The sequence below is a fragment of the Streptomyces sp. YGL11-2 genome, assembly GCF_050054615.1.
Classification (GTDB): Bacteria; Actinomycetota; Actinomycetes; order Streptomycetales; family Streptomycetaceae; genus Streptomyces.
Genome location: NZ_JBNHIN010000031.1, coordinates 56,890 through 82,168 on the forward strand (window position 1 = coordinate 56,890; position 25,279 = coordinate 82,168).

At 70.4% G+C, this 25,279-nt stretch carries 16 protein-coding genes; 12 read left to right on the plus strand and 4 right to left on the minus strand.

Annotated features, from left to right (window positions below):
• Positions 1-41 precede the first annotated feature (41 nt).
• Positions 42-2,207: a RecQ family ATP-dependent DNA helicase gene (locus ACO1BR_RS29200; protein ID WP_426798096.1), complete on the minus strand. Its 2,166-nt coding sequence runs from the start codon at positions 2,205-2,207 to the stop codon at positions 42-44.
• A 125-nt stretch (positions 2,208-2,332) separates the two neighbouring features.
• On the opposite strand from ACO1BR_RS29200, the gene ACO1BR_RS29205 reads away from it, so the two are divergent.
• The 6 genes from ACO1BR_RS29205 (at position 2,333) to ACO1BR_RS29230 (ending at position 11,724) form a co-directional block, all read left to right on the plus strand.
• The gene (locus tag ACO1BR_RS29205) at positions 2,333-3,946 is read left to right on the plus strand and encodes a DUF4192 domain-containing protein (RefSeq protein WP_426798097.1); all 1,614 of its coding nucleotides are present in this window, start codon (positions 2,333-2,335) and stop codon (positions 3,944-3,946) included.
• Positions 3,947-4,160: 214 nt separating this feature from the next.
• On the plus strand, positions 4,161-6,170 hold the full coding sequence (locus ACO1BR_RS29210) for a glycogen debranching N-terminal domain-containing protein (protein WP_426798116.1): 2,010 nt from the start codon (positions 4,161-4,163) through the stop codon (positions 6,168-6,170).
• A gap of 48 nt (positions 6,171-6,218) precedes the next feature.
• Entirely contained in the window at positions 6,219-6,986 is a 768-nt protein-coding gene (locus tag ACO1BR_RS29215; RefSeq protein ID WP_426798098.1) for an NUDIX hydrolase, read from the plus strand.
• An 854-nt stretch (positions 6,987-7,840) separates the two neighbouring features.
• Positions 7,841-8,824: a FadR/GntR family transcriptional regulator gene (locus ACO1BR_RS29220; protein WP_426798099.1), complete on the plus strand. Its 984-nt coding sequence runs from the start codon at positions 7,841-7,843 to the stop codon at positions 8,822-8,824.
• 400 nt (positions 8,825-9,224) lie between these two features.
• Positions 9,225-10,775, plus strand: a complete 1,551-nt coding sequence (locus ACO1BR_RS29225) for an RNA polymerase sigma factor (protein WP_426798100.1) — start codon at positions 9,225-9,227, stop codon at positions 10,773-10,775.
• Positions 10,776-10,914: 139 nt separating this feature from the next.
• The gene (locus ACO1BR_RS29230; RefSeq protein WP_426798101.1) at positions 10,915-11,724 is read left to right on the plus strand and encodes a serine protease; all 810 of its coding nucleotides are present in this window, start codon (positions 10,915-10,917) and stop codon (positions 11,722-11,724) included.
• A 123-nt stretch (positions 11,725-11,847) separates the two neighbouring features.
• On the opposite strand, the gene ACO1BR_RS29235 is transcribed toward ACO1BR_RS29230, so the two are convergent.
• Positions 11,848-12,078, minus strand: a complete 231-nt coding sequence (locus ACO1BR_RS29235) for a DUF7455 domain-containing protein (RefSeq protein WP_003981845.1) — start codon at positions 12,076-12,078, stop codon at positions 11,848-11,850.
• Between the two features lie 446 nt (positions 12,079-12,524).
• Between ACO1BR_RS29235 and ACO1BR_RS29240 the strand changes: the two genes are divergently transcribed.
• From ACO1BR_RS29240 to ACO1BR_RS29255, 4 genes are all read left to right on the plus strand, one after another.
• Complete coding sequence (locus tag ACO1BR_RS29240) at positions 12,525-14,645, plus strand: DNA gyrase/topoisomerase IV subunit B (RefSeq protein WP_426798102.1); 2,121 nt, start codon at positions 12,525-12,527, stop codon at positions 14,643-14,645.
• A 158-nt stretch (positions 14,646-14,803) separates the two neighbouring features.
• The gene (locus ACO1BR_RS29245; protein ID WP_426798103.1) at positions 14,804-15,292 is read left to right on the plus strand and encodes a DUF1453 domain-containing protein; all 489 of its coding nucleotides are present in this window, start codon (positions 14,804-14,806) and stop codon (positions 15,290-15,292) included.
• A gap of 31 nt (positions 15,293-15,323) precedes the next feature.
• Positions 15,324-16,490: a sensor histidine kinase gene (locus ACO1BR_RS29250; RefSeq protein ID WP_426798104.1), complete on the plus strand. Its 1,167-nt coding sequence runs from the start codon at positions 15,324-15,326 to the stop codon at positions 16,488-16,490.
• On the plus strand, positions 16,487-17,173 hold the full coding sequence (locus ACO1BR_RS29255; RefSeq protein ID WP_426798105.1) for a response regulator transcription factor: 687 nt from the start codon (positions 16,487-16,489) through the stop codon (positions 17,171-17,173). Before ACO1BR_RS29250 ends, ACO1BR_RS29255 begins: the two co-directional genes overlap by 4 nt.
• An 803-nt stretch (positions 17,174-17,976) precedes the next feature.
• Here ACO1BR_RS29255 and ACO1BR_RS29260 read toward each other — a convergent pair.
• On the minus strand, positions 17,977-18,987 hold the full coding sequence (locus ACO1BR_RS29260; protein WP_426798106.1) for a sucrase ferredoxin: 1,011 nt from the start codon (positions 18,985-18,987) through the stop codon (positions 17,977-17,979).
• A gap of 673 nt (positions 18,988-19,660) precedes the next feature.
• Here ACO1BR_RS29260 and ACO1BR_RS29265 point away from each other — a divergent pair.
• A complete protein-coding gene (locus ACO1BR_RS29265; protein ID WP_426798107.1) occupies positions 19,661-20,797 on the plus strand; it encodes a CobW family GTP-binding protein in 1,137 nt (378 codons plus the stop codon).
• 401 nt (positions 20,798-21,198) lie between these two features.
• On the opposite strand, the gene ACO1BR_RS29270 is transcribed toward ACO1BR_RS29265, so the two are convergent.
• Positions 21,199-23,646, minus strand: a complete 2,448-nt coding sequence (locus ACO1BR_RS29270) for a DNA gyrase/topoisomerase IV subunit A (RefSeq protein ID WP_426798108.1) — start codon at positions 23,644-23,646, stop codon at positions 21,199-21,201.
• A gap of 291 nt (positions 23,647-23,937) precedes the next feature.
• On the opposite strand from ACO1BR_RS29270, the gene ACO1BR_RS29275 reads away from it, so the two are divergent.
• Positions 23,938-25,278 (plus strand): M16 family metallopeptidase, encoded by a 1,341-nt coding sequence (locus ACO1BR_RS29275; RefSeq protein WP_426798117.1) that lies wholly within the window; start codon positions 23,938-23,940, stop codon positions 25,276-25,278.
• Position 25,279: the final 1 nt, after the last annotated feature.

The following is a 25,279-nucleotide window of genomic DNA, read 5'->3' on the forward strand; positions in this document are numbered from 1 at the left end:
CCCCCACCCGTTCACCGACGGGCCCACCGGTCCGTGCAGGGCTAGCCCTGCACGGCCAGAACCAACGGAAACACGTTCCCGGCCCCGGCTCTGCGCAGCAGCCGGGCGGCCACCGCCAGCGTCCAGCCGGTGTCGGCGTAGTCGTCCACCAGGAGCACCGGTCCGCCGGCCGACGCCAGCGCCCGGGTGAGCTCCGGCGGCACACTCAGCGAGCTGTGCAGCGCCCGCAGCCGCTGGGCGCTGTTGCTGCGCGGAATCCTGCCGTCCGGACCCTCGTCCGGCGACCCCACAGTGCCCAGGAACGGCATCCGGCCCACCGAGGCGATCCGCTCGGCCAGCGACCGGATCAGCTGCGGGCGGCTGCGCGAACCGAGGCAGACGACGCCCACCGGGCGGGCCGGTGCGTCCGCCGCGCCCGAGGCCCAGCCCCCGGGGCCCTTGGCCCAGTCGGCGAGGACCGTGACCACCGCCGCCGCCACATCGTCGGGCACCGGCCCGTCCGGGGCCTGCGGTGCGAGCATCGGCCGCAGGCGGTTGCCCCACCCGATGTCCGAAAGCCGCCCCAACGCCCGGCCGGTGGCGGCCAGTTCACCGGCCGGGATACGGCCCTTGAGGTCGATGCCGACAGCCGGCAGACCCGTGGGCCACATTCGCCGCGGCTCCACCTCCACACCAGGGCGCCCCAGTTCGCCGCGGGCCGCGTCCAGCGACGCGGCGGACACCTCGCTGCCGAACCGCGCCCCCGCGCAGTTGTCGCACCGGCCGCACGGGGCCGCCGCCTCGTCGTCCAGCTGCCGCCGCAGAAACTCCATCCGGCAGCCGGGCGTCGACGCGTACTCCCGCATCGCCTGCTGCTCGGTCTCCCGCTGCCGCGCCACCCAGGCGTAGCGCTCGGCGTCGTACGACCACGGCCGCCCCGTGGATGTCCAGCCGCCCTTGACGCGCTGGACGGCACCGTCCACGTCGAGCACCTTGAGCATGATCTCCAGCCGGGAGCGGCGCAGTTCGACCTGCGGTTCCAGGGCCGGCAGCGACACCGGCCGGTCGGCCGCCGCCAGCACGTCCAGCGTCCGGCGCACCTGCTCCTCCGGGGGGAACGCCAGCGAAGCGAAGTACTTCCAGATCGCCTCGTCCTCCCGGCCGGGCAGCAGCAGCACCTCGGCGTGCTCGACCCCGCGCCCGGCGCGGCCCACCTGCTGGTAGTACGCGATGGGCGACGACGGCGAGCCCAGGTGCACCACGAACCCCAGGTCGGGCTTGTCGAAGCCCATCCCCAGGGCCGAGGTCGCCACCAGCGCCTTGACCCGGTTGGCGAGCAGGTCGTCCTCGGCCTGCTGGCGGTCCGCGTTCTCCGTCTTGCCGGTGTACGAGGAGACCGTGTGCCCCCGGTGGCGCAGGAACGCCGTGACCTCCTCGGCGGCGGCGACCGTGAGCGTGTAGATGATCCCGGAGCCCGGCAGCTCGTGCAGATGGTCCGCGAGCCAGGCGAGGCGGTGCGCCGCGTCCGGCAGCGGCAGCACGCCCAGGCTCAGGCTCTCCCGGTCCAGCGTGCCGCGCAGCACCAGCGCCTCACCGGTGCCCTCGCCCGTCCCCAGCTGCTCGGCGACGTCGGCCGTCACCCGGGCGTTCGCGGTGGCCGTCGTGGCGAGCACGGGCACACCGGGCGGGAGGTCGGCGAGCATCGTGCGCAGCCGCCGGTAGTCCGGCCGGAAGTCATGGCCCCAGTCGGAGATGCAGTGCGCCTCGTCCACCACCAGGAGGCCGGTGGCCGCCGCGAGCTTGGGCAGCACCTGATCGCGGAAATCGGGGTTGTTGAGCCGCTCGGGGCTCACCAGCAGCACATCCACCTCGCCGGCCGCCACCTCGGCCTGGACGGTGTCCCACTCCTCGGTGTTGGCGGAGTTGATCGTGCGCGCGCGGATCCCGGCCCGCGCCGCCGCCTCGACCTGATTTCGCATCAGTGCGAGCAGCGGAGAGACGATCACGGTCGGACCGCTGCCCCGCTCGCGCAGCAGCGCCGTCGCGACGAAGTAGACCGCGGACTTCCCCCAGCCCGTGCGCTGCACGACCAGGGCACGGCGGTGGTCGGCGACCAGCGCCTCGATCGCCCGCCACTGATCCTCGCGCAGCCGGGCGTCGCCACCGGGATCCCCGACGAGTCGGCTCAGGACGGCATCGGCTGCGGCACGCAGGTCTTCGTTGCTCATGCCCCCATGCAACCCGATGCCACCGACAACGCGCGAACCCCCACCCGAACCTGTGGACAACCACTCCACCCGCGAGTTATCCACAGGGGTCGCGGAGCCGCGGCGACCTGCGCGATCTTCGAGCCATGAATCCGCACAGCGAACCGCGCAAGCCCGGCACCGACAACCCCTCACCCGCCTCCGCGAGCCCGCCCTCCGCGAGCCCGCCCGAGCCCCCGGCCCCCGGCGCTCCGCCCGGCCCACCCGTCTCCGCCGACCCCACACGCGCCGCCGATCCCACCGCCGCCACCACCCCCGCGACCCCTTTCATCGTGCCCGACCCGTCCGCCCCCTCCCTCTCCTGCAACGCCTACGCTCCGGCCGATCCCACCGCCTCCCGCCCGTCCTCCGCTCCCGCCGGTTCCCAGGCCGACTCCCGGCCGCGCGACGCCACCGCGCCCGACGAGACGGCCACCGAACCCCCGGTCACCTTGCGCGGCCCCGCCGAGCTCGCCGACGCACTGCCGTATCTCATGGGTTTCTATCCGGACGACAGCATCGTGATGGTCGCGCTGCACGGGGAGCGCGCCCGCTTCGGCGGACGGCTCAGGCTCGGCATCCCGACCGACACCACCCAATGGCCCGACGTCTGCGACCAGCTCGCCGACTGCCTCATCACCGGCGCCCGGGACCGCGCCACCCGTCCCGTGGGCATCCTCGTCTTCCTCTGCCAGGAACCGTCACAGGGAGAGAGCGGCAAGGACGTCAGGGACCGCCTCCGCCCCCTCGCCCAACGCCTCCGCACCGCCTGCGGCGCACAGGACGTACCGGTCCTCGAAGCCCTCTGCATCTCCAACGGCCGCTTCTGGTCCTACTGTTGCCCCGACTTCCGCTGCTGCCCCACCGAGGGGACACCTCTCTTCCTGCCCGGTACGTCCGTGATGGCCGCAGCCGCCGCCTACGCGGGAATGCAGGTGCGCGGCTCGCTCAAGGAGATGGAGGCCCGGCTGGCACCCCGCACCGGACCGCGCGCCGCCGACCAGGAGCAGGCCCTGGACGCCGCGGCGGCGACGCTCATGCCCCGGATGCTCCGGCGGGACGGCGCACCCGCCGTCCGGCGCGAAACCCTCGATCTGGCGCACGCGATGATCTGCCGCTTCCGCCAGGACACCCCCACCGGCAGCAACCGCGCCAGGGACGCCTGCGACGACGCGCTGATCACCGACCGCGAAGCCGCCGATCTCGTCCTCGGCCTCCAGGACCGCGGCACCCGCGACCGGGCCGCGGAATGGATGGACGGGCCCGAGGCCGCCCCGGCCCTCCGGCTCTGGCGCGCTCTCGCCCGCCGCTGCGCCGGCGGCTACGTCGAGCACGCGGCGGCGCCGCTGACCCTCGCCGGCTGGGTCTGCTGGTCCACCGCCGACGACCCGTCCGCACGCGTCGCCCTCACCCGCGCCCTCACCGTCGACCCCGGCTATGTCTTCGCGCAGATGCTGCACCGCGCGATCAACGACGGCCTGGATCCCGAGCCGCTGCGCCGCTGCCTGCGCGAGCAGCGTAGAGAGGCGGAGCGCGCCGCCGACGGACCGGCGGTCGTCCCGGAGGAACCACAGGGGCCCGCGAAGCGGCCCGGACCGCCGCGCCCCGGAGCCGCCGACCGCCCGCGCGGGCCACGCGGCGGCACCGGCCCCGGCACCCGTACCCCCGGCGCCGCCGGCAAGCGCCGGACCGGCCGGGACGGCGACCGGAGCCGGCGGTGAGAGGCGGTCGCGGTCCGGCCGGCGTGACCTGGGCGCCGGCCGGAACGTTCACCTATATGGCGCAGGCCGTACGGAGCCCCGACCTCACCAGGGAGCGCAGAGCGTGCCAGGGATCGTCCCCACCACCCAGCCGACCCACCCGCCCGCCGGAGAACGGCGCACCGCGCCGCCCCGGCCGCCCCAACCGCAGCCCGTCCACTCCTCGCTCATCTGCGTGGCCCTACCGTCCCTCGCCGTGTCGCCCCCCTCGGGGCAGCTCACCGGCGAGGGCCTGGAGGGCTACTACCGGGACGGCCGGCGGATCCTCTCCCGCTGCGAAGTGCGGGCCGCGGGCGGCGAACCGCTCGTCGTCCAGGGCCGGTTGGTCGCCGCGGACCGCGCCCGGTTCATCGGTGTGGTCCGCAGAACGGGCGAGCGCGGGCCGGACCCGGAGATCCGAATGGAGCGGATCCGGTCCGCCGACGGCACCGAACGGATCACCTTCCACAGCAGCGCCGGCCGGCCCGTCCGGCTGCCGGTCGAAATCCGGCTCGGCACCGACCTCGCAGAGCTCGGAGCCGTCGCCGTCGGCTTCCCCGGCGCCGAACTCCGCGCCGCGGTCCACGGCTCCGGGCTCCGCTGGTCCGGGACCGGCGCGCACGCCGTGGTCTCCGCGACGCCCACACCCCAGGACGCCCTGGCTTCGGCGGGCCTGCTGCGCTGGGACCTGGAGCTGCCACCGGGCGGCCGGCGCACGGTCGAACTGCACGCCCGCCTCGAATACAACACGGGCAGCCCCCGGGGCCGCGCCCACCCGGCCGCCTACGCGCGCCCCGGCCAACCCCGTATTCCTGCCCCGCGCCCCGCCCCCGCCGGCCCCCGGATGCGCGGCGACCGGCCGCCGCACCCCTGGTCGGCCGCCCGCCTGGAGTGCGACGACCACCGCGCCGACGCCCTCATGGCAAGCAGCCTCGACGATCTGCGCGGCCTGCTGATGCGCGACCCGGCCATGCCCACGGACGTCTACGTGGCCGGGGGGTTCCCCTGGCGCTGCGGCCTCGCCCCGGCCGAGGCCCTCTGGACCGCCCGGATGCTGCTCCCCCTCGGCACCCGGCTCGCCGCGAGCACCCTGCGCACCCTCGCCCGAACTCAACAAGCCACCCCAGGAGCGGATTTCGGCCGAATTCCCGGCCCCCTGCGAGACGCCGGGCCGCACGCCCCACCGAGCTGCACGGGCATCGAAGCCACCCTCCTCTTCCCGGCGGTCCTCGCGGAGGCCCGCCGCTGGGGCCTCCCCGATCCGGAGACCGAACGGCTGCTGCCCGCCGCCGAACGCTGCCTCCAGTGGCTGCGCACGGCCACCGACCCACCGGGCGGAGGCCGCGGCGGCTACCTCCCCGATCCGGCGCCCGACGGCCCCTACCGCTGCGAGACACAGGCCCACGCACACCGTGCCGCGCTCCTGGGCGCCGACCTCCTCGACGCCTGCGGCTCCTCCGGTGCCGCCGCACTCCGCGACTGGGCGGCCGACCTTCGCACCCGCTTCCGGACCGACTTCTGGCTGGAGGACCGCGCCGGCGGCCGTCCCGCCGCCCTGCTCACCGGCGACGGCAGGCCGGTGCCGCACCTCGGCTCCACCGCCGCCCATCTCCTCGACACCGGTCTGCTCGGCGGCGGCACCCTCGCTCCCGGCCTCCTGGACGCGGCACAGACCGATCAGCTGGCCCGACTGCTGCGCGGCCCGGCCATGGATTCCGGCTGGGGCCTGCGCGGACTCGGCGCCAAGGAGACCGGCTACAACCCGTTCGGCCACCGGAGCGGCGCCGTCCGCGTCCAGGAAACGGCCATCGCCGCCGCCGGACTCGCCGCGGCCGGCCACGAAGCCGCGGCCGGCGCCCTGACCAGGGGCGTTCTCGACGCCGCGGAGAGCTTCGGCCACCGCCTCCCGGAGATGTACGCGGGGGACCAGCGCACCGCCGACGGCGCGCCCGTCCCCCACCCGGCGGCCTGCCGCCCCGCCTCCGTCGCTGCGGCCGGGGCGGTCCAGATGCTCGTCGCCCTCGCGGGCCTGCGCCCCGATGTCCCCTCGGGAACAGTGGCCGTCCGCCCGCTCGGCACCACCCCGCTCGGCGCGATGCAGCTCACGGGTCTCACGATCGCCGAGCAGCCCTTCGCCGTACGGATCAGCCGGCTGGGGATGGGCATGGTCGAGGCGGCGGCGGACGGCCTGCAACTGGGGTCGTGAAGGGCCGCATGACCTGTTTATCGTCAGGCGGACGACTATGATCACGTCATGCCTCCCTACGACCCGTCGGCCTTCCCGCCCTTTGCTGTCACCGTCGACCTGGTCGTGCTCACCGTGCGCCGCCACGCCCTGTGCGCGCTGGCGGTACGCCGCGGTGAGCCGCCGTTCCAGGGCCGCTGGGCCCTGCCCGGCGGTTTCGTCCGCGCCGACGAGGATCTTGAGGAGGCGGCTGCCCGGGAACTCGCCGAGGAGACCGGCCTGCACGCCCACCCGGAGGCCGGCCCGCCGCCCACGTACGGCGCGCACCTCGAACAGCTCGCCACCTACGGCGACCCCAGGCGCGACCCCCGGATGCGCGTCGTCAGCGTGGCGCACCTGGTCCTGGCTCCCGACCTGCCCGCCCCCAGGGCCGGCGGCGACGCCCACAGCGCCCGCTGGGCGCCGGTGGACACCCTCCTGGAGCACGAGGGAAGCGCGCACGCCCGCGATGGCGAGCTGACGACCCCGCTCGCCTTCGACCACGCGCGGATCCTCGCCGACGGCGTGGAACGCGCCCGCTCGAAGATCGAATACTCCTCCCTCGCCACGGCTTTCTGCCCGCAGGAATTCACCGTCGGCGAACTCCGCCGGGTCTACGAGGCGGTCTGGGGCGTCGCCCTCGACCCCCGCAACTTCCACCGCAAGGTCACCGGTACCCCCGGCTTCCTGGTCCCCACCGGCGGCACCACGACCCGTCAGGGCGGACGCCCCGCGCAGTTGTTCCGAGCCGGCGGCGCGACCCTCCTCAACCCCCCGATGCTGCGCCCCGAGGTCTGACCCACCGACGCGCCCCCGTCGGGCCTCGCGCCACCACGTCGGCTTTCCGACCGACTCACACCTCATGGGGCACGCGCCGGCCGCCACCCACCCGGTCGCACCGGCCGCCGATGCTGTCCGCGGCGTCACCCCGTGGGTCAACGTGCCGCCCGCGAAGTCACCGGACGAGGTGACTCCACCGCCTCGGCACCCTCAGTGGTCACAGCTTGCGCTCCGCCAACTCCTCTGCTCCACGGCGAACTTGGGTCCATTTCGGCGACAGTGCGACGCCTCGCACCTCCCCCGGTACTCACCACCACACCTCACTACGCACGATGCATCGCCCACGAGGCCACCACTCGCTTGCAGTTCGCCCGGCATGTGTCCGACCGCATCCCCGAGTGGTCTGTACACCCCACTGGTTGCCTCGCGCCGGTGGCTGTCGGTGTACGCGACGGACCGGTCACCGGCGTATGGCCACGGCCGGTGATGCGGTGGACGGTCGAACTCGCCACGCCCATCCGACGTGGGCCGTCGGGGCACGCGCCATGCCCAACGCGGCGGCCCGAGCCCCAGCCGAAGTGCCCGGTCCACGAGCCTGCCGGCGGCGGTTCGCCGTCCGTCCGGATTCGACCGAGGCGTATCGATGGCGACGCGATGTGCGCCCAACCCTCAGGCGGTGCACCCGCGTTGCCGCCGTCCGCCCTGGTCTGCGCTTATGTGTTCACCGTGCTAACGGGCCGGGGGACGCTGACCGGCCAAGACGCCCGTTTCCGGGCTCCGTTGTTGCACCCGCTGTCCACAACTCGCCGCCGAAAGCGCATTTCTTTCCGATAAAGCGTCAATTGCGAGATAACGGGCGATCACCCTTTCGTGTGCTTTTCACCAAAGACCTCAAGGCCGTTCAGGGTGTCGCCGACAAAGGATGCGTGAGTACCCTTGCGCACACCATGATGACCGCGGCTCGCCCCGGCGACACCGGCCTCGCAGGCCCCGGCGAGCTTGACCGCTACTCCTACGCCAACGCCGCCAACGCGACCGGCCAGGAGCGCGCAGAGCGCGTTTCGCCGGTCTGGGAAGGCTCCGAAGCAGACATCGGCCGGGTCGGCCGTCGCGCGGCCGGCAGCCGTGGCCGCGGCCTCCACGGCCAACTCGTGCAACAGCTCGGCCAGATGATCGTCTCCGGCGATCTCGGCGCCGACCGCCCGCTCGTCCCCGAGGAGATCGGCCAGCGCTTCGAGGTCTCCCGCACCGTCGTCCGTGAGTCGCTGCGTGTCCTGGAGGCCAAGGGGCTGGTCAGCGCGCGTCCCAACGTAGGTACCCGGGTGCGCCCGGTCAGCGACTGGAACCTCCTCGACCCCGACATCATCGAGTGGCGGGCCTACGGGCCGCAGCGCGACGACCAGCGGCGCGAGCTGTGCGAGCTGCGCTGGACGATCGAGCCGCTCGCCGCCCGGCTCGCCGCCGGGCACGGCCGCGAGGACATCCAGCAGCGGCTCGCCGACATGGTCGAGATCATGGGCCACTCCGCCGCCCAGGGCGACACCATGACCTTCACCCGCGCCGACGTCGAGTTCCACACCCTGCTCCTCCAGCTCGCCGGCAACCGGATGCTTGAGCACCTCTCGGGCATCGTCACCTCCGCCCTCCATGTCTCCGGCGGATCCGGAGGCGGCTGCGAGCGGCCGGTCGAGACGTCCGTGGGCCAGCACATGCGGGTCGTCGATGCGATCGGTTCCGGCGACGCCACGGCTGCCGAATCCGCGATGCGCCAGCTCCTCGCCGCGCATGGTGAGGCCGGCGCGCAGGGCACCGGGACGCCCGTGGACCACGTCGTCCCCGCGCCCCGCGAGCACTGAAGGGCCGTACCTGACCACGTGCGGACCGTAAGCCCCGCGCGACCTCGTGCCCCGCATGCCCCGATGGAGGGCGTGCCGTGCGTACCGAAGGAGCGCAAGATCGCCGGATCCGGGGCGTCGTCCGGATCCGGCGGCAGACCTTGAGAGGGTTGCATGTCATATGACTGGGAATGGGTCGTTATGGGGTGTGACTCGGGCCACGCAGATTGGGCGTAACGCTCTCCGGAGAAGCGCGATGACTTAAGAGGTGATAGCCGAGGAGGGAATACGAGCGGCGTTCGTGACGCTGTTCAACTCCCCGGTTGCCCCTGCGCCGTCGGTCCATCCCCACCGGCGGTCGTCGGCTCCGATCCGTATGGACGGGGCCGGAAGCCGTTTCCATCGTTCCGAGAGGTTGTTCGTGTCGGCCAGCACATCCCGTACGCTCCCGCCGGAGATCGCCGAGTCCGAGTCTGTGATGGCGCTCATCGAGCGGGGAAAGGCAGATGGGCAGATCGCCGGCGATGACGTGCGTCGGGCCTTCGAGGCTGACCAGATTCCGCCAACCCAGTGGAAGAACGTTCTGCGCAGCCTCAACCAGATCCTCGACGAGGAGGGTGTGACGCTGATGGTCAGTGCCGCAGAGGCGCCCAAGCGCACGCGCAAGAGCGTCGCAGCGAAGAGTCCCGCAAAGCGCACCGCCACCAAGACCGTGGCCGCGAAGACGGCCACGGTGAAGAAGGCCACCGCCGCCGCCCCCGCCCCCTTGGCGGACCCGCCGGCGGGCGAGTCCGAGTCCGTGCCTGCGAAGAAGGCGGCGGCGAAGAAGACGGCCGCCAAGAAGACGGTCGCGAAGAAGGCCACGGCCAAGAAGGCCACGGCCAAGAAGACGACGTCCAAGAAGGACGTCGACGAGCTGCTCGACGACGACGTGACCGAGGAGACCGCGGCGCCCGGCAAGGGCGACGCTCCCGAGGCCGCCGAAGGTGCCGAGAGCGCCGGCTTCGTGCTGTCCGACGACGACGAGGACGACGCCCCCGCGCAGCAGGTCGCCGCGGCCGGTGCCACCGCCGACCCTGTCAAGGACTACCTCAAGCAGATCGGTAAGGTCCCGCTCCTCAATGCCGAGCAGGAGGTCGAACTCGCCAAGCGCATCGAGGCCGGCCTGTTCGCCGAGGACAAGCTCGCGAACAGCGACAAGCTCGCGCCGAAGCTCAAGCGCGAGCTGGAGATCATCGCCGAGGACGGCCGCCGGGCGAAGAACCACCTCCTGGAGGCCAACCTCCGACTGGTCGTCTCCCTGGCCAAGCGGTACACCGGCCGCGGCATGCTCTTCCTGGACCTGATCCAGGAGGGCAACCTCGGCCTGATCCGCGCGGTCGAGAAGTTCGACTACACCAAGGGCTACAAGTTCTCGACGTACGCGACGTGGTGGATCCGCCAGGCGATCACCCGCGCCATGGCCGACCAGGCCCGTACGATCCGTATCCCCGTCCACATGGTCGAGGTCATCAACAAGCTCGCGCGCGTCCAGCGTCAGATGCTCCAGGACCTGGGCCGCGAGCCCACCCCGGAGGAGCTGGCCAAGGAACTCGACATGACCCCCGAGAAGGTCATCGAGGTCCAGAAGTACGGCCGCGAGCCGATCTCGCTGCACACCCCGCTGGGCGAGGACGGCGACAGCGAGTTCGGTGACCTCATCGAGGACTCCGAGGCCGTCGTCCCGGCCGACGCGGTCAGCTTCACGCTCCTGCAGGAGCAGCTGCACTCCGTGCTGGACACCCTCTCCGAGCGCGAGGCCGGCGTGGTGTCCATGCGCTTCGGTCTCACGGACGGCCAGCCCAAGACGCTGGACGAGATCGGCAAGGTCTACGGCGTCACGCGTGAGCGGATCCGTCAGATCGAGTCCAAGACGATGTCCAAGCTGCGTCACCCGTCGCGTTCCCAGGTGCTGCGCGACTACCTCGACTGACCGAACCTGCCCCGTTCGCGCCGCGAGCCCGGCCCTCCCACCTCGGTGGACGGGCCGGGCTCGCGGCCGTCCGGGTGCGGGGCGCGGCCGTTTGGGTCACTCTGGGTGGGCGACCACTGTCCCAGAGTCAGGAGTCCGTATGCGTCCCTCCGTACCCGCCGCCTTCGGAGCCCTCGCGCTGATACTCGCCGTACCGACCTCGGCCGCTGCGGACGGGGTGGTGATAGGCGGCAAGCCCGTACGGCCCTCCAGCAGCCCGTGGGCGGTGGCCCTGGCATCACATCAGCGGTTCGGGACCCAGCGCTCCGGGCAGTTCTGCGGCGGCGTGCTGGTCGGGCACGCGACGGTGGTGACGGCCGCGCACTGTCTGGGCAAGGAGGTGCTGGGACTCCCCTGGAAAGAGGTGCGTGATCTACGGGTCGTTGTCGGACGCGACAACCTCGCTGACGGCGGTGGCCAGGAGGTCCAAGTCGCCCATGTGTGGGTCAATCCGCGCTACAACAGCTGGACCAACGAGGGCGACATGGCGGTCCTGACGCTGCAGGAGCAGGTCCGGAACCGTCCGATTCGAATAGCCGACGAGGATGACGGAGCCTACCGGCCGGGCAGCGCGGCGACGGTCTACGGGTGGGGCGATACGACCGGAGAGGGCAGCTATGCGTCGCAGCTGCGGTCGGCCCGCGTGAACGTGCTGCGTGACTCGGTCTGTGCGAGGGCCTATCCGGGGAGCGCGGACGGGACGTACAAGGCCGCATCGATGATGTGCGCGGGGGCGCCGAAGGGCGGGCGGGACGCCTGCCAGGGGGACAGCGGGGGGCCGCTGGTGGTGCACGGGCGCCTGGTGGGGCTGGTGTCGTGGGGGACCGGTTGCGGGCAGGCGGGAAGCCCCGGTGTCTACGCGCGCGCTTCCGCGCTGCTCCCGGCGGTGCGCGAGCACGGGGCGGGCTGAGCGCCGCCGAGGATCGTCAGAGGTGCCGCGGCCCACGAGTGCGGGCGGCCTCCCCGGTGATGCCGGGAGAACCGCCCGCCGTACGGCCCTGGGCCGCTACTCGCTCGTCGTGGATGCGATGTGTCAGCGTTCCTCGTCGGACGCGGACGCCGGAGAAGCGGTCAGCCGCTCCGTCTCGTCCTGTATTTCCGCGGCGATCTTCTTGAGTTCTGGCTCGAACTTGCGACCGTGGTGGGCGCAGAAGAGCAGTTCTCCGCCGGACATCAGGACGACGCGCAGGTATGCCTGGGCGCCGCAGCGGTCGCAGCGGTCAGCGGCCGTCAGCGGGCTCGCGGGTGTCAGAACAGTAGTCACGTCGCCTCTTCTCTAGCTCGACGAGCTGTCGTACCAGGGTCAACATCCAACCAGGCCGAAAACGTTCCCGCTCGTGCCTTTTCCTCGAAAAAATATTTCCGAGGGGGCCGGGTGCTGCCGGGTGGCGGCGAATGAGCCGTATTGCGTGGTGGTCTGATTCACGTTGGTTACTGGAGGTCTGCCCTCCCGGCTGGCTTGCCGGTTGTTGATGAGGACGTGCCCGGAGCCTAAATGGTTCATGCCTCGAAGGGAACGTGATGTGCACGTCACTCGGACGTCACCCCATCGAGCTATCGAACGCGTGAGCGAAATTCTACTACCATGGTCATGCTCACGGGTGGCGTCACATCGGCTCTACTGGGCCTCGGTACCCTCTCACCGGCGACACCGCCACAACCGAGTCCGCGGAATGCGGACTGCCAGAAATTCAGCGAGGAGCGAACCGCGTGACCGCCGAGATGTCCGTGCCGTCCACCGCAGTGCTGACCGGGGCAGACCGGGACGGTTCCAACTACACCGCGCGGCATCTGCTCGTCCTCGAGGGCCTGGAAGCCGTCCGCAAGCGCCCCGGTATGTACATCGGTTCCACGGACAGTCGTGGCCTGATGCACTGCCTCTGGGAGATCATCGACAATTCCGTCGACGAGGCGCTGGGCGGCTACTGCGACCACATCGAGGTGGTCCTCCACGACGACGGGTCGGTGGAGGTCCAGGACAACGGCCGCGGTATCCCTGTCGACGTCGAGCCCAAGACGGGACTCAGCGGCGTCGAGGTCGTGATGACCAAGCTGCACGCCGGCGGAAAGTTCGGCGGCGGCTCGTACGCCGCCTCCGGCGGCCTGCACGGCGTCGGCGCCTCGGTCGTCAACGCGCTCTCCGCGCGGCTGGACGTCGAGGTGGACCGCAGCAGCAAGACGCACTCCATCAGCTTCCGGCGCGGCGTGCCCGGCATCTTCACGGAATCCGGGCCTGACGCCCCCTTCGACCCCGGCAACGGCCTCATCAAGGGCAAGCGGGTCCCCAAGACGAAGACCGGCACCCGGGTGCGCTACTGGGCCGACCGGCAGATCTTCCTCAAGGACGCCAAGCTCTCCCTGGAGACGCTGTACGCCCGCGCCCGGCAGACCGCCTTCCTTGTACCGGGGCTGACCATCGTCGTCCGTGACGAGCGCGGTATCGACGGCGCCGGGAAGTCGGAGGAGACGTTCCGCTACGACGGCGGCATCAGTGAGTTCTGTGAGTACCTGGCGCAGGACAAGGCCGTGTGCGACGTCCTGAGGCTGACCGGCCAGGGCACCTTCAAGGAGACGGTGCCGGTGCTCGACGAGCGTGGTCACATGACACCGACCGAAGTCACCCGTGAACTGGGCGTCGACATCGCCCTCCGGTGGGGGACCGGCTACGACTCGACGATCAAGTCCTTCGTCAACATCATCGCCACCCCCAAGGGCGGCACCCATGTCTCGGGCTTCGAGCGCGCCGTGACCAGGACCGTCAATGAGGTGCTGCGGTCCACCAAGCTGTTGCGCGTCGCCGAGGACGACGTCGTCAAGGACGACGCGACGGAGGGCCTCACCACGGTCGTCACGGTGCGGCTCGCGGAGCCGCAGTTCGAAGGGCAGACCAAGGAGGTGCTGGGTACCTCCGCCGCGTCCCGGATCGTCGCCCAGGTGGTCAGCAGGGAACTCAAGGCGTTCCTGACGTCCACGAAGCGCGATGCCAAGCAGCAGGCGCGTTCCGTACTGGACAAGGTCGTCGCCGCGGCCCGTACGCGTATCGCCGCCCGCCAGCACAAGGAGGCTCAGCGGCGGAAGACGGCGCTGGAGTCCTCCTCCCTGCCGGCCAAACTGGCGGACTGCCGCAGCGACGACGTCGACCGCAGCGAACTGTTCATCGTCGAGGGTGACTCGGCGCTGGGCACGGCGAAGCTGGCGCGGAATTCGGAGTTCCAGGCGTTGCTGCCGATCCGCGGCAAGATCCTGAACGTCCAGAAGTCGTCGGTCTCGGACATGCTCAAGAACGCCGAGTGCGGCGCCATCATCCAGGTCATAGGGGCTGGATCCGGCCGCACCTTCGACATCGACACCGCCCGCTACGGCAAGGTCATCTTCCTCGCCGACGCCGATGTCGACGGTGCCCATATCCGCTGCCTGCTGCTGACGCTCTTCCAGCGCTACATGCGGCCGATGGTCGAGCAGGGCAGGGTCTTCTCCGCCGTCCCGCCGCTGCACCGCGTCGAGCTCACCAACCCCAAGAAGGGCCAGGAGAAGTACATCTACACCTACTCGGACAACGAACTCCGTCAGACGCTGCTGGAGCTCCAGCGCAAGAAGGTCCGTTACAAGGACAGCATCCAGCGCTACAAGGGACTGGGTGAGATGGACGCCGACCAGCTCGCCGAGACCACCATGGATCCGCGATACCGCACCCTGCGCCGGATCAACATCAGTGATCTCGAAGCGGCGGAGAAGGCATTCGACCTCCTGATGGGCAACGAAGTCGCTCCCCGCAAGGAGTTCATCACCAACTCCGCATCCACTCTGGACCGTTCGCGCATCGACACCTGAGCCGGCCGCGGCTCCGTACGGGCGCCCCTCCACCTACGGGTGGACGGGCGCCCGCCGTCTTTTCCACCCGCGCCCCACCCTGGCTCCGATCCGGGCGGTGGGGTGCTCTCCGTAGCGTCGGGAACGTCGAAATTCCCCGTCCACGGAGGCTTCAGGACATGAGCGGCTGGCTCAACATCGTTGTGATGATCGCGGTTGTCGTCATCGTGTTCGCCCGGCAGTTCACGGCGCAGCGCATCACCTCGGAAGGCAAGAAGTGGTGGCTGATGCCCGTCATCCTGTGCGTCATGGCGCTGCGGCAACCTGGCCTCCTGGACCCCGCGCACCATGCAGCGTCGGCCGTCCTGCTGGCGGTGACCCTTCTGCTCGGGCTGGCCAGCGGTGCGGCATGGGCCTGGACCACGCGTATCTGGACCGACGCGGACGGTGCGGTCTGGACCAAGGGAACCTGGGCGGCGGCCGGTGTGTGGCTGTGCGGTATGGCACTGCGCTTCGGCCTCATGGGCATAGCTGCGGTCCTGGGCGTCCACCAGGGGAGCCAGGCCACGCTGCTGTCCGTAGCGGCCATGCTGCTCACCCGTGCCGGCGTCACCACCTGGCGGGCCCAGGCCGTGCAGCAGACGTACCGTGTCCCTGTCGCGGGCTGACGCTCCGCGCCGCGCACCGAAAGGACCGTACGTGCCGCCGAACCCCTGGACCAGCTGGCCCCTGCGGGAGGCGCTCTCCCGCGAGGGCCTCAGCGAGGCCCGGTTGTGGATCGGCCGCTCCGTGCGTGTCCTGGTGGTGGCGGGCCTGCTGTGGACCACCCTGGTAGGGGGGACCTTCAGCGGCTGGGGCCTGGTTGCGGCGTGTGCCGCGATCGCCATGGCCTTTGTGATGTTTTGGTACTTTCTCCGGATGACGCGCGAGCGTCGGCTGTGGCCCTCTATCGGGCTGTTCGCAGTGCTGGAGGCCGCGGCATTCGGCTTCTACCTGGCCGATGCCCGGATGGCGGCGATCGTCCTGTGGTGCGCCTGCGCCATCACGGCCATGGAGCGGCTGCCGCTGAGCATCGCCGTGCCGTGCTCATCCGTCGCACTGGGTGCGTTCGCGGTGGTCAACACGGGCACCTGGCTGACGACCGCTGTGACCACAGGAGGGTTGGGTCTCGCCGGCTACGTCGTGCGGCTGGACGCCGAGGCGCGCGGCAATGCCCAGCGTCTGCTGGCGCAGGAACGGGCGGCTCGTAAAGCCGAGGCCGAAACAGCGGCGCTTGCCGAACGGGGGCGGATCGCGCGTGAGATCCATGACGTCCTCGCCCACAGCCTCAGCGCCCAGCTTGTGCACCTGGAGGCGGCTCGGCTGATGATCCAGCGCAGCACCGACCTGGAATCGGACCGCGAGCAGCTCCTGGAGCGGGTGGTGGCATGCCGAGGGATGGCGCGAGAAGGGCTGGACGGCACCCGTGAGGCTCTATCGGCGCTGCGCGGCGAGATGGTCTCGGTCGAAGACTTCCTGGGCCGTCTGGCGGCCGCTGAGGGCGCGCAGTTGGACGTCGTGGGCGAACGGCGCACGCTGCCGGCGGAGGCGGGGCTCGCGGTCCGCAGGGTCGCGCAGGAAGCGCTCACGAACGTACGCAAGCACGCACCGGGTGCTCGGGTGACTGTGCAACTGGAGTACGCCGAGAGCCACGTAGGACTGGTGGTGCGCAATTCGGGAGGGCGCGGTAAGCCCGGTGAGCTCGCGAGGAGCGGTTCCGGGTACGGTCTTCTCGGGATGCGGGAGCGCGCCGAACTCCTAGGCGGAACGCTGGAGTCCGGCCCCGATGAGGAGGGTTTCGTGGTGCGGTTGTGGGTGCCCGTATGACGGCACGCACGGTGGCGCGCGTCGTCGTGGCCGATGACCAGACGGTGGTACGCGAGGGAATCGTGATGCTGCTGGGGCTGTTGCCCGGTATCGAGGTTGTCGGATCGGCCGCGGACGGTGAGGAGGCCGTCCGTATGGTCGCCGAACTCGCCCCTGACGTCGTCCTGATGGACTTGCGGATGCCGCGTTGCGATGGTGTCGAGGCGACCCGCAGGATCCGTATGGACCATCCTGGCACCCAGGTCGTGGTGCTCACCACGTATGCCGACGACGACTCGCTCTTCCCCGCCTTGCAGGCCGGCGCCCGTGGCTACCTCACCAAGGACGCCGACGGCGATGAGATCGTCCGCGCCGTCGAAGACGTGCTGTCGGGCGAGGCCGGCCTGTCGCCGAAGATCCAGCGCCGCCTCCTGGAGCGCTTCGCCGAGCCTGTACGGAGCCTGCCGACGCCGCCGGACGAGCCCCCGGACGGACTGACCGCCAGGGAGGTGGAGGTGCTACGGCTCGTGGCCGAGGGACAATCAAACCCAGAGATCGCGCGCACGTTGCATGTCTCCACTGCGACGGTGAAGACGCATATCAACAACCTCTTCGCAAAGGCGGGTCTACGGGACCGCGCCCAAGCGATCCACTATGCGTACCGGCATGGTCTCGCGGAGCCGCCAGGGTCGGCTGCAACCTGATGGCGCGGCGAGGGCCCCTCGTCGAAGAGTCTTGGGCCATTCCTTTCGTTCTGCCCATGTGAACGATCTGCTGTTGCCTGGACGGCCAAGGGGGCAGTGGATCTGGAGAGTTGGGTGTTTGGCGAGGATCTCGATCAGCGAATCAGCTGAGTTGCCACACCACTATCCGGGGTGGGTAGCGCGGTCGGGTATCGCGGACTCGCTTCCGGTACTGGATGGCAGCAGTGGGATGCGGGGCAGGCTACGACGGCCTTTCGGCGCGTGTGTTGCGGGTACCGGCTGCCGACCGGGACGTACCTGTGCGACCGGCGGTTGCGGAGCGTCGGTAGGAATTCAGGCGTGGTGTGGAGTTATCCACAGGCTCGGCGGTTGCGGATTGTGTGCGCGTAGCCTCGCAAAGTGAAGTTCGGGGCTGGACGGGCCGTCTCGTTCCGGCTGGCGGACGTCGCTGAGCGGCGCTCCGGCAGGGCGCGGCGGACTCGGTGACGAGTGCGCGAGTGCCGCGCGGCAGGCGGCTGGGACAGGTCTGGGGCCCGAGGAGCCGGGGAAGCGTGCGGTGAGGCACGCGGAGGGGAGTCGGTATGTGGGTGACGGGGGATGGCGCCAGTGCCTGGCGCGTGGCAGCGGGGGGCGGTAGGCGTCGGCCTGCTGTGAGGGCGATGTTCAGCTTGGGGCTTGCCGCGACGTTGGGGCTGGCGGCAGGCGCGGTGCTGGCTCGGGCTATGACAGGCGAAAAGCAACCAGATGGCAAACAGCGCTGCAGGTGCATGAGCGAACTCGGTGAGCAGACGACGCGTCCGGCTTCAGGTGAGCGGCGGGGCGGGCGAGAAGGGGCGGTCAGGGGTGCCGGCGTCCGGGATGGCGGTGATGGACGTGACCGCCATTCGCGTCGGTGGACCGAGCGGCGCACCACAGCTGGCGGGCGCCGGAGCACCGTCGGCCCGCTGATCGACGACAACGTGCCAGGTGCGGCCGTCGGAATGCGTGACGGTGACAACCCAGGAGGGGGGAGCCACCGGAACCGCCCCGCCACCCGACGCCGACCCATCGCGCCACCGCGCTTCGGGCCGCACCGCGTCGGTCCGTACGACGTCCAGTGCGTCCGCCCGCTGCTCCCGGATCAGCTCGCGGACCGCAAGGTCAGCGGCCTGAGCCGGCCGGTCCCACGTCGAGCGGCCGCGGCAGTGGTCGAGCCCGACTCGGCCGTGACGCGCCGCTTCCACGACGTCCTTGACCAACTGAGCCGAGGCTCGTCCGTAGGCGTAGCCGTAGGGCAGGACGAAGAGCGTGGGGGAGAAGCGGTGTCCGCCGATGTGGGTGACTTCCCAGGTCGCAGAACTACTGGCGGCGAGCTCGGTGGCCAACGGGCGGCCGAGGATGGCGCAGCAGCGATCCCTCTTGCCGTTCGTGCATACAAGAACCACAGGATCTCCGGTGTACGGCTCCCAGAGGCCACCATGCTCGCCCGTGCCCAAGGCGGCGAAGTCCAGCCCCAGAGCCGTCCGCGGGTCGGTGACGGTGGTGGTGCGGATCCAGGAACGGCCCGGAGCGGTGTGTGCGAGGAACAGCCGACGCCGGGGGACACCGTGGCAGTCGGCGTGCCGTCCCGGCCGGCGGATCAGGGCGACGCGTACCCCTGTCCCCTCTGCCGCGGCCTCCAGGGCCCGGCCGACGTGCGGGTCGAGGTGGCTGTCCGTCAGCGCCTTGGCTCCCCACGGTCCGGTCTGCTCGATGAGCAGCCAGGTGAGGGCTGTGGCTGCCGTCCCGGCGACGGGTTCGGCCGATTCACGGGAAGCGGTAGCGCAGGTGCTCACAAAGGTGAGCCTAACTCGGAGTGTCTGACCTCGGATCCTGGGAGGGTGACGGAGGAGGCCACCACGAGTGGCGGCGGTTGGTCGTGCTTGCGTTACGGCGGTGTCGGGCATGGAAGTCGCGCGCTGCGGCGACGTTCCGGGACGCCACGGCGAGGGCCGGCTTCGAGGAGGTCACGGATGACTCGCCGGAACGTGTGAATGAGCGCTGCGCGGGCCGTCAGACCGAGCACAGGGTTGTGGTACGTCCGGTGAGTGTTTCCTGGAGCCGTACGAGCAATGGGGGTGTGCGGCCCGGCGTGAGGGCGTTGGGGCGACGTTCCGGTGAGCGCTGTGTGTGTACGGGGCCTGGCCCGAGTGGTGGGCTTTGCCGGAGCGTAGCGCGAGACGTTCCGCAGCCGCCGCATGAGACGGCACGCGGCTCAGTGTCTCGGATCTGGGGCCAGTGTGGGATTGCGATGGCGTGGCATGGGGACTTCACCTGCCGATACTGGGAGGGCCCTCCTGGCTACGGCGGTATGCGCGTGCCTGCGGTGGCACGGGACACGCTGAGGTCATAGGCGCTGCCCGTTGGCAGACGCGGCTCGGGGGCTGTCCCGTAGGCAGTCCGTTACGATCGACAGCTCGTTCGCCGCCGGTTCGGGCGGCACGCCACCCGCACCATGGAGGCACCCGCTTGGCCACGCAGCAGATCCCAGTCGTCGTGCTCGCGGGGTTCCTGGGGTCGGGTAAGACGACGCTCCTCAACCACCTGCTCCGCGCCGGCGACGGCACCCGTATCGGTGCGATCGTCAATGACTTCGGTAGCATCGAGATCGATGCGATGACCGTCGCAGGGCAGGTGGATTCGATGGTGTCGCTCGGCAACGGCTGTCTGTGCTGCGCCGTCGACACCAGCGAGCTGGACACCTATCTGGAGCGACTGGCCCGCCCTGCCGCCCGTATCGACGTGATCGTCATCGAAGCCAGTGGCCTGGCCGAGCCGCAGGAACTCATCCGGATGATCCTGGCGAGTGACAATCACCGCATCGTTTATGGCGGACTGATTGAGGTCGTCGACGCCGCTGAGTTCGCGGAGACCCGGGTCCGGCATCCCGAACTGGACCGGCACGTGGGCATCGCGGATCTCGTGGTGCTCAACAAGGCTGACCGGATCGGGAATGAGGTGCGTCAGGAGCTCCTGGACACGCTGGCGGATCTTGCTCCCGGAGGTCCGGTGCTCTGCGCGGCGTATGGGCGGATCGATCCGGAGTTGCTCTTCGACAGCGGAGCGGGGGAGGACCGTGACGTAGTCGTACGGCAGCTGTCCTTGGAGGATGTGTTGCGCGAAGCCGCCGCTAATGGGCAGCCGGGGTACGGAATCGAGGACGGCGTCGAGCACGTGCCACACGAGGGGCATGGGCACGGCCATCAGAGCTGTCACAACGGCTGCCATGAGCATGTGGGGCATCTTCATGCCGCGTACCAGAGTGTGGAGTTCACCTCGGATGAGCCGATGCATCCGCGGCGCCTGATGGATTTCCTCGACAGTCGCCCTGCCGGCCTGTACCGCATCAAAGGCTTCGTGTACTTCGATGTCCCGGAGAACCGTCAGAAGTTCACGCTGCACGCGGTCGGTGACTTCCTGCGCTTCTACCCCTCGCCGTGGCCGAAGGGCGAGGAGCCGTGCACCCAGTTGGTGCTGATCGGGAGTGGTATCGATGCTCCCGCATTGCGCAAGGAACTGGAAAACTGCCGGCAGGTCACCCCTTCGGATGCTGACGTGAACAGCATGTGGGGTGTGTTGCGGTTCGTGGCTTCACAGGAGGAGTGAGCCCCGAGGCAAGCCCCTTGACGCGATGAGCGGGCGCATGGGGAGGGGCTCCTTCCTGTGTGGTGGGTTGACGTCGTAAGAGGGGGCGGGGTGAACGCCGGCAACGGCAATCACGAATCAACGTTGACCACCGCTGCAACGGCGACGACCTGCCCCAACCCCAGCCACCTCGCGACTCGGCACCCGCTTACGCTGCGTCGCGCACCCGCCGCCGAGCCGTCGGCGACCGGCTTCTCCCCAGGGGCTGCCCCCGGAACATGCACGAGTGACTTCCCCGGCACAGGCAGAGGTGACTTCCTCGGCACACGCAAGGGTGACTTCCCCGGCGCACAACTGACGCCGCCGAGTCGGTTCTTCACCGGTCCGGCGGCGTCAGTCTCAGAGCTTGCGGGAACGCGTGGTTACACCGGTCCGGCCAGTGCCGCCACCGGCTTCGCCAGCGGCACTCCGGAGCCGTCCCTGCGGGGGTCCGGCTCCGGCAGGTGGACCGGGGCGCCCTTCGCGTCCGCGGCCCGCACCGGAGCGGTGCCGGCCCAGGCCATCGTCAGGCAGTCCTCGCCCTTCAGGAACCGCTGGCAGCGCACACCGCCGGTCGCCCGGCCCTTGCGCGGATACTGGTCGAACGGCGTGAGCTTGGCCGTCGCCACCGAGTCGTCCAGGGTGCCGTGCGACCCGGCGACCGTGAAGACCATGGCATCGGCGGCCGGATCGACCGCCGAGAAGGCGAGCACCCGCGCGCCCTCGCCCAGCTTGATGCCCGCCATACCGCCCGCCGGACGGCCCTGCGGCCGTACCTGCGACGCCGGATAGCGCAGCAGCTGCGCCTCGTTGGTGATGAAGACCAGGTCCTCCTCACCCGTACGCAGCTCGGCCGCGCCCACGATGCGGTCGCCCTCCTTGAGGGTGATGACCTCCAACTCGTCCTTGTTGGACGGGTAGTCGGGCACCACGCGCTTCACAACGCCCTGTTCGGTGCCGAGTGCGAGGCCCGGCGAGGACTCGTCCAGCGTCGTGAGGCAGATCAGCTCCTCGCCCTCCTGGAGCGTCAGGAACTCCGAGAGCTGCGCGCCACCGGAGAGGTTGGGGGCCGCCGCGGTCTCCGGGAGCTGCGGCAGATCGACCACGGAGAGCCGCAGCAGCCGCCCGAGCGACGTCACCGCGCCGACCTCGCCACGAGTGGTGGCCGGCACCGCCGAGAAGATCACATCGTGCTTGACGCGCTTGGCGTCGGCGTCGAACGGCGTCTCGCTCGTGGTGGTGCGCGCCAGCAGGCCGGTGGAGGACAGCAGCACCCGGCAGGGGTCGTCGGCCACCTCCAGCGGAACCGCGGTGACGGGCGCACCCGCCGACTCCAGCAGGACGGTCCGACGCGGCGTGGCGAACTTCTTGGCGACCGTGGCCAGCTCGTTGGAGACCAGCTTCCGGAGCTCTGCGTCGGACTCCAGGATCCGGGTCAGCTCCTCGATCTCGGACCGCAGCCGGTCGCGCTCCGATTCCAGCTCGATCCGGTCGAACTTGGTCAGCCGGCGCAGCGGGGTGTCGAGGATGTACTGGGTCTGGATGTCGCTCAGCGAGAAGCGCTCCATCAGGCGCTCCTTGGCCTGCGCACTGTTCTCACTGGAGCGGATCAGGCGGATGACCTCGTCGATGTCGACCAGGGCGGTCAGCAGGCCCTCGACCAGGTGGAGCCGGTCGCGCCGCTTGGTGCGGCGGAACTCGCTGCGCCGGCGCACCACGTCGAAGCGGTGGTCGACATAGACCTCCAGGAGCTCCTTGAGGCCCAGGGTCAGCGGCTGGCCGTCCACCAGGGCGACGTTGTTGATGCCGAAGGACTCTTCCATCGGCGTGAGCTTGTAGAGCTGCTCAAGGACGGCCTCGGGGTTGAAGCCGTTCTTGACCTCGATCACCAGGCGCAGGCCGTGTTCGCGGTCGGTGAGGTCCTTGACGTCCGCGATGCCCTGGAGCTTCTTCGAGCCGACCAGGTCCTTGATCTTGGAGATGACCTTCTCCGGGCCCACCGTGAAGGGGAGTTCGGTGACGACCAGGCCCTTCCGGCGGGCGGTGACGTTCTCCACCGTGGTCGTCGCCCGGATCTTGAACGTGCCGCGGCCCTTCTCGTACGCGTCCCGTACCCCTCCCAGGCCGACGATCCGGCCGCCCGTCGGCAGGTCCGGACCCGGCACGAAGCGCATCAGGGTGTCCAGATCGGCGTTCGGGTGCTTGATCAGATGGCGGGCGGCGGCGATCACCTCGCCCAGGTTGTGTGGCGGCATGTTCGTCGCCATGCCGACCGCGATACCGGACGTCCCGTTGACGAGGAGGTTCGGATACGCGGCAGGGAGGGCGACCGGCTCCTGTTCCTGGCCGTCGTAGTTCGGCGCGAAGTCGACGGTGTCCTCGTCGATGGACTCCGTCATCAGGGACGTCGCTGACGCCATCCGGCACTCCGTGTACCGCATCGCGGCGGGCGGGTCGTCATTGCCCAGCGAGCCGAAGTTGCCGTGCCCGTCCACCAGGGGCAGCCGCATCGAGAACGGCTGCGCCATGCGTACCAGGGCGTCGTAGATGGACGCGTCGCCGTGCGGGTGGAGCTTGCCCATCACCTCGCCGACCACCCGGGCGCACTTCACGTAGCCGCGGTCCGGGCGCAGGCCCATCTCGTTCATCTGGTAGAGGATGCGGCGGTGTACGGGCTTGAGTCCGTCGCGGGCGTCCGGCAGGGCGCGGGAGTAGATGACCGAATACGCGTACTCAAGGAAGGAACCCTGCATCTCGTCGACGACGTCGATGTCGAGGATCCTCTCCTCGAAGTCGTCCGGCGGCGGGGTCTTCGTGCTGCGGCGGGCCATCGCGGCTGCGGCTCCTTCTGCTGCGTCTACTGCCGATGTTGGATCAACGCTCTGGATCAACGCTGTGGTCGACCGGCTGGGGATCGACCGGTGAGTCTGCCTGAGTCTGACGCGGACCATTGTGGACTGCCCCACTGACAACGCCGACTGCGACTCCCCCCTTCCTCCTCCACGGGGGCCCGGCACGGCGCACGTTCGGGGCCTTCCTCACGGGAACTTCGCCAGATGCCGACGCGGTTGCATACAGTGACAGAACTTCCTCGCAAGCGGATCGAAGGGACGTACATGCCCATGGGTCACACGGCCACAGAACAAGCCGGCTCCGGCGGCCTGACAGCGACCGAGCACCGGCTGGCCAATGGCCTGCGCGTGGTGCTCTCCGAAGACCACCTGACGCCGGTGGCGGCGGTCTGCCTGTGGTACGACGTCGGCTCGCGCCACGAGGTCAAGGGCCGTACCGGCCTGGCTCACCTCTTCGAGCACCTGATGTTCCAGGGTTCCGCACAGGTCAAGGGCAACGGCCACTTCGAGCTCGTCCAGGGCGCCGGCGGCTCGCTCAACGGGACCACGAGCTTCGAGCGGACCAACTACTTCGAGACCATGCCGGCCCACGAGCTGGAGCTCGCCCTCTGGCTGGAGGCGGACCGCATGGGCTCGCTGCTCACGGCCCTCGACGAGGAGTCCCTGGAGAACCAGCGCGACGTCGTCAAGAACGAGCGCCGCCAGCGCTACGACAACGTCCCCTACGGCACGGCCTTCGAGAAGCTGACGGCCATGGCGTACCCGGAGGGCCACCCGTACCACCACACCCCCATCGGGTCGATGGCCGATCTCGACGCGGCCTCCCTGGAGGACGCGCGGGCCTTCTTCCGCACGTACTACGCACCCAACAACGCCGTCCTCTCGATCGTCGGCGACATCGACTCCGAGCAGACGCTGGCCTGGGTCGAGAAGTACTTCGGCTCGATCCCGTCGCACGACGGCAAGCAGCCGCCGCGCGACGGCAGCCTGCCCGAGACCATCGGCAGCCAGCTGCGCACCGTCGTCGAGGAGGACGTCCCCTCCCGCGCCCTGATGGCGGCCTACCGCCTTCCGCACGACGGCACCCGTGAGGCGGACGCCGCCGACCTCGCGCTCACCGTCCTGGGCGGCGGCGAGTCCTCCCGCCTGTACAACCGCCTGGTGCGCCGCGACCGCACCGCCGTCGCCGCGGGCTTCGGCCTGCTGCGGCTGTCGGGCGCGCCCTCGCTGGGCTGGCTGGACGTGAAGACGTCCGGCGGTGTGGAGGTCGCCGCCATCGAGGCCGCGGTCGACGAGGAGCTGGCGCGCTTCGCCGACGAGGGGCCGACCCCGGAAGAGATGGAGCGGGCCCAGGCCCAGCTGGAGCGCGAATGGCTGGACCGCCTCGCGACGGTCAGCGGCCGTGCGGACGAACTGTGCCGCTTCGCCGTCCTGTTCGGCGACCCGCAGCTCGCGCTGACCGCTGTGCAGCGCGTCCTGGAGATCTCCCCGCTGGAAGTGCAGGCGGTCGCCAAGGCCCGGCTGCGCCCCGACAACCGCGCCGTGCTCGTCTACGAGCCCACCGAGCAGACCGACGCCGCCGACACCGAGGAAGAGGAGGCGGCGCAGTGAA

What these genes read in the sequence shown, in the direction of transcription:
- ACO1BR_RS29200 (WP_426798096.1), bottom strand. Translation starts at nt 2,207, where the DNA reads ATGAGCAACGAAGACCTGCGTGCCGCAGCCGATGCCGTCCTGAGCCGA.
- ACO1BR_RS29205 (WP_426798097.1), top strand. Translation starts at nt 2,333, where the DNA reads ATGAATCCGCACAGCGAACCGCGCAAGCCCGGCACCGACAACCCCTCA.
- ACO1BR_RS29215 (WP_426798098.1), top strand. Translation starts at nt 6,219, where the DNA reads ATGCCTCCCTACGACCCGTCGGCCTTCCCGCCCTTTGCTGTCACCGTC.
- ACO1BR_RS29230 (WP_426798101.1), top strand. Translation starts at nt 10,915, where the DNA reads ATGCGTCCCTCCGTACCCGCCGCCTTCGGAGCCCTCGCGCTGATACTC.
- ACO1BR_RS29245 (WP_426798103.1), top strand. Translation starts at nt 14,804, where the DNA reads ATGAGCGGCTGGCTCAACATCGTTGTGATGATCGCGGTTGTCGTCATC.
- ACO1BR_RS29255 (WP_426798105.1), top strand. Translation starts at nt 16,487, where the DNA reads ATGACGGCACGCACGGTGGCGCGCGTCGTCGTGGCCGATGACCAGACG.
- ACO1BR_RS29270 (WP_426798108.1), bottom strand. Translation starts at nt 23,646, where the DNA reads ATGGCCCGCCGCAGCACGAAGACCCCGCCGCCGGACGACTTCGAGGAG.
- ACO1BR_RS29275 (WP_426798117.1), top strand. Translation starts at nt 23,938, where the DNA reads ATGGGTCACACGGCCACAGAACAAGCCGGCTCCGGCGGCCTGACAGCG.